Genomic DNA, 14,252 nt, shown 5'->3' on the forward strand with positions numbered 1-14,252 from the left:
GGTATCCGTTGCGATCACCCGATCTCGGTCGCAGCTTCTCCTTCTCGGTGTCGATGGGGGAGAAGCGCGGGGTTCCAGCCCGGTCTCGGGGCCGCTTTCGTAGTCCCACAGCAGAACGGGGGAAGCCTCGCTGCCGGCTCGTCCTCGCAGCTGACGCCGACGCCGGCGGCCAGAGGGTTCCGACGTTGCTCTGGCCTGTACACCGAAGGATGCGCAATGTCTTGACGTGCTCCTGGCGACCTGGCTTTATGGGAGCGCTCCCACGTCCGCCGCCGAACCTTGCGTCACCCGGCACCTACTTCCTGGAGTCGCAGTGAGATCAGCAACGAGTACGGCACGTCACAGGCAGAGCCCCTTGAACGTCCTGGTGAAAAGTCTGGCCGCCCTGCTCGGCGTCGTTCTGCTTAGCGCGCTTGGCCCCGCCGCTGCGCAGGCCCGGCCCGCCGGGGCGGAAGTCACAGCCACGGGTCTGCACGTCAGTAACGGCCGCCTGCTGGAGGCCAACGGTAACGACTTCGTCATGCGCGGTGTCAACCACGCACACACCTGGTACCCCGGCGAGACGCGGTCGCTGGCCGACATCAAGGCCCTGGGCGCCAACACCGTTCGCGTCGTCCTCTCCGACGGACACCGTTGGACGAGGAACGGCCCCGCCGAAGTAGCGGGCATCGTCGACGACTGCAAGACCAACCGGCTGATCTGCGTCCTGGAGGTGCACGACACCACCGGTTACGGCGAGGACACCGCGGCAGGCACCCTCGACCATGCCGCCGACTACTGGATCAGTCTCAAGGACGTTCTCGCGGGCGAAGAGGACTACGTCATCGTCAATATCGGCAACGAGCCCTGGGGCAACACCGACCCCGCCGGCTGGACAGCGCCGACGACCGCCGCCGTCCAGAAGCTGCGTGGCGCGGGGTTCGCCCACACGATCATGGTGGACGCGCCCAATTGGGGGCAGGACTGGCAGGGTGTCATGCGCGCCGGCGCACAAGCCGTGTACGACGCCGACACCACGGGCAACCTGGTCTTCTCGATCCACATGTACAGCGTCTACAGCACGCCTCAGGCGATCACCGACTACCTGCAAGCCTTCGTCGACGCCGGGCTGCCCCTTGTCATAGGTGAGTTCGGTGGACCCGCCGACCAGTGGGGGGACCCTGACGAGGACACCATGATGGCCACCGCCGAGGCTCTCGACCTCGGTTACCTGGCGTGGTCCTGGAGCGGCAACACCGACCCGATCCTCGACTTGGCCATCGACTTCGATCCGAGCCGCCTGAGCTCCTGGGGCGAGCGCATTTTCCACGGAGCCGACGGCATCGCCCGGACCTCCCGGGAGGCCACTGTCTTCGGCGGTGGCGGAAGCCCGGGCGACACGGAGGCCCCGACGGCCCCCGGTGCTCCGATCGCCTCCATGGTGACGGCGACCTCGGCCGTCCTCACCTGGCCCGCAGCGTCGGACAACGTTGCTGTCGCCGGTTACGACGTCGTCCGGGTGAGCGGCAGCGTCGAGGTCACAGCCGTCTCGTCCGCCACCAGCAGTGCCACCGTGACGGGCCTTACCGCGGACACCGCGTACCTGTTCGCGGTGTACGCCCGTGACGCGGCCGGCAATCGCTCGGTCCGTTCCGCCACGGTGGACGTCACCACGGACAAGGGCGGGCCCACGCCGGGAGTGAGCTGCTCCGTCGGCTACCGGGTGGTCGGCGAATGGCCCGGCGGGTTCCAGGGTGAGATCACCATCCGTAACACCGGCACCACCGCCATCGACGGCTGGAACCTCGCCTTCGCCTTCGCCAACGGCCAGACGCTCTCCAACGTGTGGGGCGGGACCGCCACGCAGAGCGGTTCGACGGTCGGCGTCGCTCCCGCCGGATACACGGCGGTCATCACAGCGAACGGCTCCATCGCGCTCGGCTTCACCGGCACCAGGAGCACCACCAATACAGCGCCAACGGCCTTTACTCTCAGCGGCAACACCTGCACGACGGCCTGACAGCGGCCGTTCCGCCGGCCGGCGGGGGATCCCGTCCCCTGCCGGCCGGGTGCGGCCGAGGGGGCGGTGGCCAGAGCGTCCGCGCCGTGTCGCCCGAACAGGCGAACCACAGGCGGCGCGTTTCTCCGGGGCCGTGGTCGACGCACCTGATGAGCGGGCGGTGGCCGTAGGACTCCTTCCAGGTCGGGGCGGTGCCCTGCTGGTCCGAGTGCGCGACGACCGGGGCCCCGTCCACGGTCACCTGTTCGCCGACATCCGAAGCCCGACCCGTCCAACTCCCAGGCACATCTGCGGACTTCGGAACGTGCGGCGCGGACCATGGTCGGCGCGCTCTCACCCGAGGCAGCGTCGGCGCTTCGCGGTGGTCATCGTCCGTCAGCTGCCGTTTCGGGTGTCACTGAGCAGCACATGGCTGATTTCGATGTCACTGAAGACGGCATCGCAGCGTTCGCCGAATGGTGCCTGGCTGAGGAAACCGACGTACGTTGGCTTTTCCGCCGGAACCGGGAGGTTGAAGAGCCGGACGAAATTCCAACGCTTACCGTCAGGCGAGGAATGGAAGGCCCAGGCGTTGTCGCCGAGGAAGGCGAGCCGCAGGTAGATGCCGGCGTCGGCCACGAGGTGGGAGTTCACATCATCCGAGTACGTGTTGGTCACGACGCTGACGACCATGGCCTCGCCGTCGGGGGAGTACTCAAAACAGAGCTTCGCCCAGTGGTCCTCGTCCGACCAGATTGATAGGGCGCCGGCATCGAAGGTGGTGCGGTCTCCCCAGATGGACACCTTGGCCGAAAGCAGGAAAGGGGTGGACGGGGTCAGGAACGCGAGGCTCGCCGCATTATGCTGCTGATCCCCACCGGTCGCGCTGTTGGTCCAATCGGCCTCTCCTGCGCTCCGCATGGTGAGCGTCTGGGTGGACTGTTCGACCGTTGCTCGGCCCTCAAGGGGGACCCAGGACAGGGGTGGCAGCGCATCGATTACCAGATAGGGACTCGGCATGGTTTTGTCGCATTTCCTTGTCTGTGAAGTGGTTGCGGGAGTGCGGGACCGATAGTGCAGGCGAAGGTGACGATCGGTCAGGGAGGCGCATATGGCCCGCCCTTGTAAGTGATGTCGTGTGCGTACGATCGTACGCACGCAAGGATAAGGCGGGCGTACGGTTGAAGCGGCGGCAGCCAGGTGACCGGGGATGCGACGCTCAGGCGCGATGTCGTCGAATCGGAACGAGCCGCTGTGCAGACGGCGATCGGACACGACGACGGGTCCAGCCTCCGGTCGGCACGGAAGGGCGTGAATGATGGTCTCTTCGTAGGCACCGCCCAGGCGACCGGCGGGATCGCCGTCTCGGACGACAGCTTCGCGCTGCTCCAGGACGCCCATCTCTGGCCGCGCTCCGGGCGTGTGCTGGGGGCCACCGCTTCCGCCAACAGGCGGCGCATCAGGAGCGACGCGCCTGATGACTACAGGCGCCACTCCTCGGCCAGCAGCCCGAGGAGTTCCGACGGGCGCTTCTCCAGGTGCTGGTCATGTCCGGGTTGAGCTTGACGACCTTCGCGTGGTCCCATCCGCCGTAGTACATGTACGCCTGACCGTCGTCGTCGATGAAGACGTCCTGGTCGATCGGCTGGGCGCCGTTGTGGAACCGGGAGATCGGCGGGCCGCCGATGGCGTCCTTGTACGGGCCCTCCGGGCGGTCGGCGACGGCGACGCCGATCCCGCCGTGCTCGGAGTCGTTCTGGATGACGTTGGCCGCGAAGTAGAGGTAGTACTTGCCGTCGCGGAAGACCGGAGCGGGGGCCCAGAGCGCGTACGTGGCCCAGGAGGCGTCGGCGATGTCCAGCACCTTGGAGTGCTTGGTCCACGTCGCCATGTCCGTCGAGGAGAACGCGTCCACGAAGGTCTGTTCGGCGTACCTGCGGGACGTGGTGGGGAAGATCCGGAGACGGTCGTCGTGGACCGCGACATCAGGGTCGGCGTACCAACCCTCGACCAGTGGGTTCCCTGCCTCGGCCGTGCTCTGGACCGGTACATCGAGCGCCCGGGCGGCTGCCGGACCGTCGGCTCCCGCGGGGGATGGGGCGATGCCCGCCAGCAAGGTGGCGGCCAGGGCGATGAGGGAGAGCTTGCGGATGGTGCGCACCATGATGGCGAGGCCTCTCGTGTAGGCGACAACGTTGTCGGGCGAAGGTGCGTGGCGAGGTGGGGCGCGTGCGTACGGGAGGGACGTTCGTTCTGCCGTCGGAGCGATGCGGGGCGTGGGAGTCCAACGCGGTTCCAGGGGCGGGCCGCTGGCCGTTGTACGACGTTGGAAATCCTGCGACGTGGAGCATAAGAACATGGGTGCTGCCCTCTGTTCACCCCGTCCCCACCGCAACCGGCGTTCAGCGGGGGAGCCGCCGGGGGCGCGGTACGGAGGTCGTGCGGAAAGGATCTCTGCCCAGCGGGGCGCAGGACACCGTCACCGCCTTCAGCAACGCTTCCGGCACAGGAGTCCGGCGACCGGCCGGCAGGCTGAACACCTTCGCCGTCCTGAACCGCGGTGTGCGGCAGTGATCCGATGCGGCGAGTGGTCGAAGCGCTTCGACTCTGCCTCTGGACACTGGTTGTGTGCGAGTCTAGGCTTCACGGTGTCTGTGCATGTCAGAGCGCGAAGGGGAGCACAGCAAGGCGCTGTCGAAGCGCTTCATCCGCTCTCCCGTGCGGTCGCCATCTGTAGGGGAGAAGCCGAATGGTCACGCTTGCCGAGGTCGCCCAGCACGCCGGAGTGTCCGCGAGCACGGTGAGCTACGTCCTCAGCGGCAAGCGGTCGATCTCCGCCTCCACCCGGGAACGGGTCGAGCACAGTATCCAGCAGCTGGGCTATCACCCCAACGCCGGTGCCCGTGCCCTCGCCAGCAGCAGGTCCAACATCATCGCGCTGATGGTGCCCCTGCGTACGGACATGTACGTGCCCGTGATGATGGAGATCGCCATCGCCGTCGCCACCAGTGCCCGTACGCACGGCTACGACGTCCTCCTGCTCACCGGCGAGGAGGGGCCGGCGACCGTCCGGCGGATCGCGGGGAGTTCCCTGGCCGACGCGATGATTCTGATGGACGTCGAACTGCACGACGAGCGGCTGCCGCTGCTCCGGGATTCGGGCCGGACCGCCGTCCTGATCGGCCTGCCGGCCGACACCAGCGGGCTGACCTGTGTCGACCTCGACTTCGAGGCGACCGGTGCGCTCTGCGTGGACCATCTCGCCGGACTCGGACACCGCGAGGTGGCGGTGATCGGCGAGGCGGCCGCCGTCTACGAGCGGCACACCGGCTTCGCCGAACGGACCGTGGACGGCGTACGGGCGAAGGCGCAGGAGGCGGGGATGCGGATTCTGCACCGTCCCTGCGAGGGCGGGTACGCCGCGATGGCCGGCACATTGGGCCGCATCTTCGACGAGCGGCCCGGAACGACCGGATTCATCGTACAGAACGAGGCCGCGATCGAGCCTCTGCTCAATCTGCTCCAGCAGCAGGGTCGAGCGGTGCCGGAGGACGTGTCCGTCGTGGCCGTCTGCCCCGAGCAGGTGGCCACGCAGGCCTCGGTGCGGCTCACCTCCGTGGCCATCCCGGCACAGGAGATGGGGCGCCGCGCAGTGGAACAGGTGGTCGCGAAGCTTGTCGGCCGAGGTACCGACGAGGTGGAACTGCTGGAGCCCGTTCTCACGGTGCGTGCGAGCTCGGGACCGGCTCCGGCCTGAGTGCCGATGGGCACACTCACTCGTTCGGGCGGAGTGCTACCGCGGCCCCAGGGTGAGGACGCGGTCCACGCCGGCCGTCAGCGCAAGCGGAGCCGGGGGGATTCCGGCGGAGGTCCCGGTGAGGGCGAGTCCGTCACCCGTACGCAGATCGACCCGGGCGTCACGGGTGGGGCGCAGCACGGCGGTGGCACCGTCCTTTGACCACCGCAGGTCGAGGTGTGCGCCGAACCGCGTGCGTACGCCGAGGAGTTCACCGGCCGGGTACGCCACCGGGACCGCCGGCAGCAGCACCAGGCGGCCGGGCGACGACTGGACGAGCGACTCGATCACGGCGGCCGGAAGGCTGTGGGCCGCGTCCGCGTTGTAGACGTTCCGGGACGGGTAGTGCGCGCTCATCAGCGAGTCGTGGAAGAAGTCGCCGCCCAGCACCGCGTCCAGCGCCGCCGACACCCTGGAGGGGTCCCTCAGCCGGGCGGCGATCAGGGCGTGGTGCAGATGCCCGTGGGCGGAGTCGTTCTCCGAGCCGCGCAGCTCCAGGGCGCGATGTGCGGCCGTGGCCAGCTCCGGGGTGTCGTACGGGTTGATCGCGTCCAGCGGCCACACCGGGTAGAGGTGGCTCAGGTGGCGGTGGTCGTACGTCTCCCGCAGGCCCGGCCACGCCCACTCGGCGAGCGCCCCGTCCTCGTTCACGAGGTATGCCGGGAGCCGGGCCGCGAGTGACCGCCACAGTCCGGCGGACGGATGCCCGGGGGCGTGCCGGGCGGCCGTCGTCAGGGCGTGGTGGGCCGCGGCGATGTCCATCGTCGCGTTCACCGTCCCCCAGCTCGCGTTGGCCGGCCGGTTCTCGGGGGAGTACGAGGGCACGACCGCAAGGTTTCCGTCCGGGTCCTCACGGCTGAGGAAGTCCTCGTAGAACAGCGCCGCTTCGACGAGCGCGCCGGTCAGAGCGGAGCCCGGGGCGCCCGTCGTGACCTCGGCGTGTTCCAGCAGGGGTTGCAGCAGCCAGTCGGCTCCCGCCGTCCACAGATGCAGCGGATAGGCGCGCTGGAAGTGCCGTGTGTGGCCCGACGCGCCGTCCGTGTGGGACGGCGCGACGATGCCCCGCGCCCCGAAGAGCGCCCGGGCGTTGTCATGCCAGTCGGACAACTGCCCGTGCACGAGGGACGCGTGGGCCTCGGTGACCTCCGGGAGTGCGGCTGCCGCGGCGGAGGCTACCTGGAGGTTGAGGTTGGCGTTCGTGGTGAAGGCCCCCGACCAGGCCGTGTCCCAGTCGCCGGTCCACAGGCCGGTCAGCCGTGGCGGCAGCACACCCGAGGAGGACAGCAGGTGGTAGCGGCCCGCCGCGAAGAGCCGCTCCAGGAGCGCGGGGGACGTCGGCGTGCGCAGCAGTTCGCTGCCGGACAGCTCCCGCTCCGGCGCGGCGTCCCGCAGCGTGAGGGAGGCGCGCCCGTACGCGGCCCGGTGCGGCGGCCGGTGCCGCTCCAGCAGCGTGGCGTAGTCCTCGCGAGGCAGGGCGGCCCACAGCTCCCCGAGGTCGGGGCGGTCGGCCCCCCTGACGACCCGGGTCGTCAGGGTGAGGCTCCGAGCCCCCTCGATCCGGATGCCCTCGCCGGCCACGGAGACACGGCCGCCGTCCACCCGCGCCAGGGTGACGCCCGTGTATCCGAGCACGCTGCCCGGATAGCGCACCCGCAGAGCCAGGTGCGCGCCGTCCGGGGTCAGGACCGCGGAGCGGCCGGCCGCCAGCCGCGCGGGGGCGCCGGGCAGGGAGTGGTCCAGGACGATGTCCGCGGTCAGTCCGAGGTCCGTGATGCGCTGCACGATCACGTCGTCGGCCCGTGACACGAAGACGCTGCTGTTCCAGGCCTCGTACGAAGCGGTGACCTCGCCCGTCGTGAAGTCGACCTCGCGCCGGTATCCGGCGACCGCCTCGTGCGGCCCCCGTCCGCGGCGCACGCTCGTCCGGAACGCCGGGTGGAAGGGCTGCACCCACACCAGCGGGCGGCCGGCCCCGAAGTCCTCCGCGGCCGTCGTGTCCCCGGACAGGAGCGCGTCCTGGAGACGGTGGAGCCGGTCGGCGAGCTCCGGCGGGCGCAGGTCCTCGCTGCCGTTGGGCCGCACGAGGGAGTGGTGGTTGACGATCACCCGGTCGACGGCAGGGTCTCCGTACACCATCGCCCCGTGACGGCCGTTTCCGCTGAGGAACGCGTCCTCCCAGCGGGTGGCCGGACGGGGTTCCCACGTGCCGTCGATCATGCCGGGACGTCTCTGAGCACGGCAACGCCGTAGCGGTCCAGCTCCACACCGCCGTCGGACTCGGCCCCCGTGAGCAGGTCGAGGTGGTGGCCCGGCAGTTTCACCACGGCCGGTGCCCGGCCGTGGTTCAGCAGGAAGAGCAGCTCGCCGCGCCGCACCGCCTCGACCCCGGCGGGCAGCCCTTCCCGCACGGGGCGTACGCCGGCCTCGGCCGCCGCCCGGCCGAGCAGGTCCCGCAGGGAGTCGGGCTCGGGCAGCGTCGAGACGTACCACGCGCCGCCCTTGCGGAGCACCGCGGGAAGGCCGTCCAGCTCGCCCTCCCGGTAGGCGGCCACCGTCTCCGCGCTGCCGTCGGGTTCCAGCTCCTCCGACCACAGGGTGCCCCGGAAACCGTCGCACGCGACCGTCGCGCCCGCGTCCAGCGGCCACCACTCGTGCACCGTACGGATACCGAACAGTTCGCGCAGTCTGCCGTCCATGCCACCCGGCCTGATCCGGTCGTCGACGTCCGCGACTCCGGTGAAGAACCCGCACACGAGGGTGCCGCCACCTCGCACATACGCGACGAGGTTGTCGATCGCCGCGTCACCGAGGAGCTGGAGCTGAGGCACGAGCACCATCCGGTACGCGCGCAGATCCGACTCGGGGCGGGCGAAATCCATGCTGACACCGCTGTCCCACAGCCCTCGGTGCCAGGCCTGTAGCAGCTCCGGGTACGACACGAGGGAGGACGGCCGGCCCTCCTGGGCGCTCGACCACCAGGCGTCCCAGTCGTGCAGAACGGCGACCTCGGCCGAGACCCGGGTGCCGCTCACCTCGGCGCCGATCAAGGCGAGTTCGGCCCCGATGCGCTTGACCTCCCCGAACGTGCGGCCGCTCTCACCGGCGTGGCTCAGCATCCCGGAGTGGAACTTCTCCGCCCCCTGCCGGGACTGCCGCCACTGGAAGTAGCAGAGCGCGTCCGCACCCCTCGCCACCGACTGGAGCGACCAGAGCCGGTTGAGGCCGGCCGGCTTGGGATGGTTGACACCGCGCCAGTTCACCGACCCGGCCGCCTGTTCCATCACCATCCACGGACCGCCGGCCTGTGAGCGGGTCATGTCGGCGAGCATCGCGTTGTACTGTCCGGCGCGCGGGTCGGCCGGGTCCGGGTAGACGTCGACGGAGACGATGTCCTCCTGCTCGGCCCAGGCCCAGGCGTCCTGGCCCGACCACAGCGGCATGAAGTTGGTCGTCACCGGGATGTGCGGGGTGTGCCGGGCGACGATGTCCCGCTCGGCGGTGTAGCACTCCATCAGGGCGTCGGAGGTGAAGCGTTTGAAGTCCAGCTCCTGGGCCGGGTTGCGCAGGTACTGCGCCTTGCGCGGCGGCAGGATCTCCGCCCAGGTGTCGTAGCGCTGGCTCCAGAACGCCGTGCCCCAGGCCTCGTTCAGCGCCTCCAGGGTGGTGTACCGGGAGGCGAGCCAGCGTTGGAAGTGTGCGCCGGTCTCGTCGCACCAGCAGTGCGTGCAGTACTCGTTGTTGATGTGCCACACGGTCAGCGCGGGGTGACCGGCGTACCGTGCGGCGAGGTCCTCCGTGAGGGCCGTCGCGTAGCGCCGGTACACCGGTGAGCTCGGGCAGAAGTGCTGCCGGGAACCGTAGTTGACGACGGCCCCGTCCTCGGTGCGCGGCAGTGTCTCCGGGTGCAGGGCCCCCATCCACGGTGGCGGTGAGGAGGTCGGGGTGGCGAGGACGACGCCGATGCCGCCTGCGTGCAGGAGGTCCAGCAGCCGGTCCAGCCAGCCGAACTCCCGTATTCCGGGGCGGGGCTCGATCTTCGCCCAGGAGAAGACGCCGACGGTGACGGAGTTGACCCCGGCCTCCTTCATCAGCCGGACGTCGTCGGCCCACACCTCCTCGGGCCACTGCTCGGGGTTGTAGTCGCCTCCGAAGAGGATGCGGCCACGGGTGGCGTCGTGCAGGGACGGCATGGGCGTCTCGTTCCTCTACGGGCAGTCGTTACTGGGGGTCTGCGTACTGGATGCCGCGGCCGTTGGTGCCCAGATAGACACGGCCGTGGACGCGGGGGTCGCCGGTGATGACCTCACCGGTCCACCCCCACTGGTGGGCTTCGTCGTTGATGCGGACCCAGGTCGCGCCCGCGTCGTCCGAGCGGAGCACGGCCACGCCGTCGTACGTCGCCGTGACCCGCCCGGTCTGGAAGACCGCCGGGTAGCCCGCCCGCCCCTTCCTCGGGGCGGCCTTGCCGAAGCCGAGGGCGTACGAGGCCTGGCAGCCGGCCACCGGTGTGAACGTGCGGCCGCCGTCGTTCGAGCGCAGGAGGCCGTTGTCCTTGACGGAGAGCCACAGATCTCCGGAGCGCCCGGGAGCCGCGGCCATCCGGAACTGGACGTCCCCCGAGGGGAGTCCGGTCGCGCCCCCGGTGAAGGTCGCACCCTTGTCCGTGGAGAGGAGGACCGCCCCCGTTTCCGTGTCGTACACGTAGAAGCGCCTCGGATCGAGCGGGTCGGCGACCGGTGTGCCGCCCTTGGGGAACGTGGGCACCTCAGCCCAGGTGGCCCCGCTGTCCGTGGAGCGGTGTGCGGCGTACTTGGTGCCGTCCCAGTGGATGAACGACCACAACAGCGTCGCCCCGTCGGCGGAGACCGCCACCGGGCCGGGAGCCGAAGGTGCGATCGACGGCTGGGCCGCGAACGGCTGCCAACTCGCCCCGCCGTCGTGGGAGTACGCTCCGGCCGAGTCGGATCCCGAGGGCCAGCCCGTCCGCACGACGTACGACGGCTTCAGCGTGGCCAGGGCCAGGCCCGTCGCCGTGCCGAAGACCGGGTTCGACGCCATGCCGCGCGAAGGGGACGCGGTCAGTCGGTCATGACGCATGACCCCGATGTCGCCCAGGCCGCTGAGGAGCTGGGCTCCCGAGGGCGGTGCGATCAGCTGCCGTACCGAGGACTCCTCGAGTCCCCGGATCTCGGGGGCCCAGTGGACCAGGTCGCGTGTCCCGTAGATCGTGGCGCCGGTGCCGTGGACGATGTGCCGCGAGTCGTACGGGTCGACGGCCAGGGCCTGGATCCACCAGCCGAACTTGGGTTCCCCGCCCCACTTCAGATACGGCGTCTCCGAGACGTCCATCACCGCCGTGTCCTTGAGGGAGGTCCAGCTCACCCCGCCGTCCGTGGAACGGAACAGGGTGTCCACGGGGCCCCAGCGGTTGTTCGTGGAGACCACGACGGCGCCGGGGCGTGATGCGTCCACGGCCACTCCGCCGTACCCGAACGCGTCGCCGCCGCCCGGGGCCACCGGAGTCACGTCTCTCCAGGCTCCGGTCACCGTGTCGAGGCGGTGCACCGAGCCGTCGGCCTGGTTGTTCGGGCCCGGCCCGTCCGCGTAACTCACGTACAGCGCACGGCTGCCCGCGTCGTACGCCGCGCGGACCGGCACCTTCGTCGCAGCTCCGGCGGACGGCTGCCCGGGGACGGCTTCCCAGCCGTCGGAGGTGTCTCTGCGGTAGAGCACCGTGCCGCCGTCCCCCCAGCCCGCGTACACCGTCCGTCCGGCCGCGACCAGCAGGGTGACGCCCTGGCCGCCCGCCGACGGCGTGGCCGGGAAGGAGGGGGCGGCGGCCCAGGTGGCACCCCGGTCCGTGGAGCGCAGCAGCCCGTCGTGGCGCGTCCCGAGCCAGAGCGTGTCGCTGTCACGCGGATCGACGAGGAGCCGCTCGCCGCAGCCCCGGCCGTCCTCGTTGGCCCCGAGGCGCACCGTGAGATCGGCGCGTGACCACGTCGCTCCGCGGTCCTCGGACCTGAGCACCGCACCAGGGGAGGCATACGCCTGTGTGCAGGTCCCGAGGGCCAGGTACAGCCGGTCGGGGTGCGCAGGGTCGACGGCCATCGCCTCGACGCCCATCAGGTTCCAGTCGTCCCAGCCGATGTGGTCGGTGAGCGCCGTCCACCGGGACCCGCGGTCGTCCCAGCGGTAGGCGCCGCCGATGTCCGTGCGGGCGTAGGCGAGACCCCGCACGGCCGGATGGAACAGGATGCCCGTCACGAAGCCCGTCCCGCCGATCGCCGCGGTGCGCCAGCGGTGCGGCCGGGTCTTCGCGGGATGCCGGGCGGCCGAGGCCGCGCCCGCGGCCGGCAGCATGGTGGCCGAGGCCGCAACCACCGCCGCACCGGCCAGGACGGTCCGGCGCCGGGGACGCGGGGCGGGTTCTGGCTGCGGGACTGATGAGACGCGCATGACGAAGACCCTCCGGTGGAAATTGACGGGTGAGTGCGGTGCGGGAGGCGTTGATCAGCCCTTGACGGCGCCGGTGAGCATCCCTTCCTTGAAGTGCTTCTGCACGAACGGTGAGAGGACCGCGACCGGGATCAGCGCCAGCACCATGACCGCCATCTGGATGGCGAGCAGTGACAGGTGGCCGGTGTTGATGACCTGCGTCAGACCGGTGGGCCGCTCCTGTTTCAGGACCAGCTGGTTCATCACGTTCTGGAGCGGCATCATCTCCGGGTCGCTGATGTAGATGGACGCGTTGAACCAGGCGCTCCAGTAGCCGACCGCGTAGAAGAGCGTGATCACCGCGATGACCGCGCGGGACAGGGGCATGATGATCTGCCACAGGATGCGGAAGTCGCCCGCCCCGTCGATGCGGGCGCTCTCGACCAGCTCCTGGGCCGTGCTCATGAAGAAGGCACGCAGGACCAGGATGTTGAAGACGTTCAGCGCGCTCGGGAGGATCAGGGCCAGGTAGGAGTCGGTGAGGCCGAGTCCCTGGACCACCAGGTAGGTGGGGATCAGGCCCGCTCCGAAGAACATCGTGGCGAGCATGAACAGCAGCAGCGGACGGTGGAGCACCGACCCCGGCCGGGAGAGACCGTAGGCGCACATGACCGACAGGGCCATGCTGAAGAGCGTCCCGACCACGGTCACGCAGATGCTGACCACCGCGGCCCGGGTGACCTGGCCGCGGCCGAGGAGCTCTTGGTAGGCGACGAACGTGATGCCGCGAGGGATCACCACCAGCCCGCCCGCGTCGGTGATGGTCCGCACCGAGGACAGACTGGTGACGATCACGACCCAGAGCGGGAAGAGCACGGCCAGACAGGCCAGGACGAGGACCACGCCCTTGGAGGCGAGCCCCGCCTTCGTCGGCTCCTCCTCCCACACCGGTCGCAGCCGGCCACGCGTACCGGGCTCGATCCCGGCCACGCCGGTCATTCGGTAGAGCAGGCCGCTCACTTCTTGTACACCCCCTGCTCACCCATGAGATGGGCGACCTTGTTGGCACCGAGGACCAGCAGCAGACCGAAGACTCCCTTGACGATCCCGACGGCCGCCGCATAGCTGAAGCCGCCGTACTGGATGCCCACGTTCCACACGTAGGTGTCGAGGACCTCGGAGGCGCCCGGGCCGACGGCCGTGCGCTGGAGCAGAATCTGCTCGAAGCCCACGGTGAGCGCGTTGCCCACCTGGAGGACCAGCAGGAGGGCAACGACCGGGCGCAGGGCGGGCAGTGTGACGTGCCACATCCGGCGCCAGCGGTTCGCACCGTCCATCGCGCTCGCCTCGTAGAGTTCCGGGCTGACCGAGGCCAGGGCGGCGAGGAAGACGATGACGCCCCAGCCGGCGTCCTTCCAGATCATCTCGAAGGTGATCAGGAACTTGAACAGACCGGGGTTCGTCATGAGGTCGAAACCCTCATGGCCCCTCTCCCGCAGCGTCTGCGCGATGAGTCCCGCGCCTCCGAACATCTGCTGGAAGACCGTGATGACCAGGACCCATGAGAAGAAGTGCGGCAGGTAGAGGATCGCCTGCGCCACGGCCCGGACCCGGGGCCGCACGAAGCTGTTGATGAACAGCGCGAGCAGGATCGGCACCGGGAAGAACAGCGTCAGCTGCAACAGGAAGATCGTCAGCGTGTTGCCCAGTGCCGACCAGAACAGCCGGTCGTTCACCATCTGCTGGAACCACTCGAAGCCGACCCAGGGGCTCTGCAGGATCGCCTGGAAGGCGTTGTCCGCGATGTACGGGTCGTAGTCCTGGAAGGCGACGACGTTGCCCGCCAGCGGGATGTAGGCGAAGACCAGCAGCAGCAGCATCGCCGGCAGGGTCATCAGCAGCAGCGTCCGGTCGCGCCGCAACCGGTGCCGCAGGGGCACCTTCGCGGTCACCCGTACGTCTTCGGGGACCGCCCCGTCCTTCTCGGCGGGCGGCGAGGCAGGGGGCCCCTGCGCGCGCCGGTCATCTGTGCTCAGTGACATG

General features: G+C 69.9%; 9 protein-coding genes. 2 read left to right on the forward strand and 7 right to left on the reverse strand.

From position 1 onward, the window contains the following. The first annotated feature begins 313 nt into the window (after positions 1 to 313). Positions 314 to 1,999, forward strand: coding sequence for a cellulase family glycosylhydrolase (locus ACIRJT_RS19680; RefSeq protein WP_403910826.1), 1,686 nt, complete (start codon positions 314 to 316; stop codon positions 1,997 to 1,999). Positions 2,000 to 2,374: 375 nt separating this feature from the next. Here ACIRJT_RS19680 and ACIRJT_RS19685 read toward each other — a convergent pair whose 3' ends face one another. Together ACIRJT_RS19685 and ACIRJT_RS19690 are read right to left on the reverse strand one after the other, a co-directional pair. Next, positions 2,375 to 2,998 carry a DUF1349 domain-containing protein gene (locus ACIRJT_RS19685; protein WP_403910828.1) on the reverse strand — a complete coding sequence of 208 codons (624 nt, stop codon included), beginning with the start codon at positions 2,996 to 2,998 and terminating at the stop codon, positions 2,375 to 2,377. A 439-nt stretch (positions 2,999 to 3,437) separates the two neighbouring features. After that, positions 3,438 to 4,142 (reverse strand): family 43 glycosylhydrolase, encoded by a 705-nt coding sequence (locus ACIRJT_RS19690; protein ID WP_403910830.1) that lies wholly within the window; start codon positions 4,140 to 4,142, stop codon positions 3,438 to 3,440. Positions 4,143 to 4,727: 585 nt separating this feature from the next. Here ACIRJT_RS19690 and ACIRJT_RS19695 point away from each other — a divergent pair. Further along, a complete protein-coding gene (locus ACIRJT_RS19695; RefSeq protein WP_030624352.1) occupies positions 4,728 to 5,735 on the forward strand; it encodes a LacI family DNA-binding transcriptional regulator in 1,008 nt (335 codons plus the stop codon). Between the two features lie 36 nt (positions 5,736 to 5,771). Here the strand turns inward: ACIRJT_RS19695 and ACIRJT_RS19700 are convergent, their stop codons facing one another. The 5 genes from ACIRJT_RS19700 to ACIRJT_RS19720 are packed head-to-tail and all read right to left on the reverse strand — an operon-like array spanning position 5,772 to position 14,251. Continuing rightward, on the reverse strand, positions 5,772 to 7,991 hold the full coding sequence (locus ACIRJT_RS19700) for a glycosyl hydrolase family 95 catalytic domain-containing protein (RefSeq protein ID WP_403910833.1): 2,220 nt from the start codon (positions 7,989 to 7,991) through the stop codon (positions 5,772 to 5,774). Then, entirely contained in the window at positions 7,988 to 9,964 is a 1,977-nt protein-coding gene (locus ACIRJT_RS19705; RefSeq protein WP_403910835.1) for a beta-galactosidase, read from the reverse strand. The genes ACIRJT_RS19700 and ACIRJT_RS19705 overlap by 4 nt, the downstream gene beginning before the upstream one ends. Positions 9,965 to 9,992: 28 nt before the next feature. Then, positions 9,993 to 12,230, reverse strand: coding sequence for a WD40/YVTN/BNR-like repeat-containing protein (locus ACIRJT_RS19710; protein ID WP_403910837.1), 2,238 nt, complete (start codon positions 12,228 to 12,230; stop codon positions 9,993 to 9,995). Between the two features lie 54 nt (positions 12,231 to 12,284). Then, entirely contained in the window at positions 12,285 to 13,208 is a 924-nt protein-coding gene (locus tag ACIRJT_RS19715; protein WP_403911111.1) for a carbohydrate ABC transporter permease, read from the reverse strand. 17 nt (positions 13,209 to 13,225) lie between these two features. Beyond that, the gene (locus ACIRJT_RS19720) at positions 13,226 to 14,251 is read right to left on the reverse strand and encodes an ABC transporter permease (RefSeq protein ID WP_403910839.1); all 1,026 of its coding nucleotides are present in this window, start codon (positions 14,249 to 14,251) and stop codon (positions 13,226 to 13,228) included. Position 14,252: the final 1 nt, after the last annotated feature.

Origin of the sequence: Streptomyces sp. NPDC102283 (assembly GCF_044766265.1) — a bacterium.
In the GTDB taxonomy this organism is placed as follows: domain Bacteria; phylum Actinomycetota; class Actinomycetes; order Streptomycetales; family Streptomycetaceae; genus Streptomyces.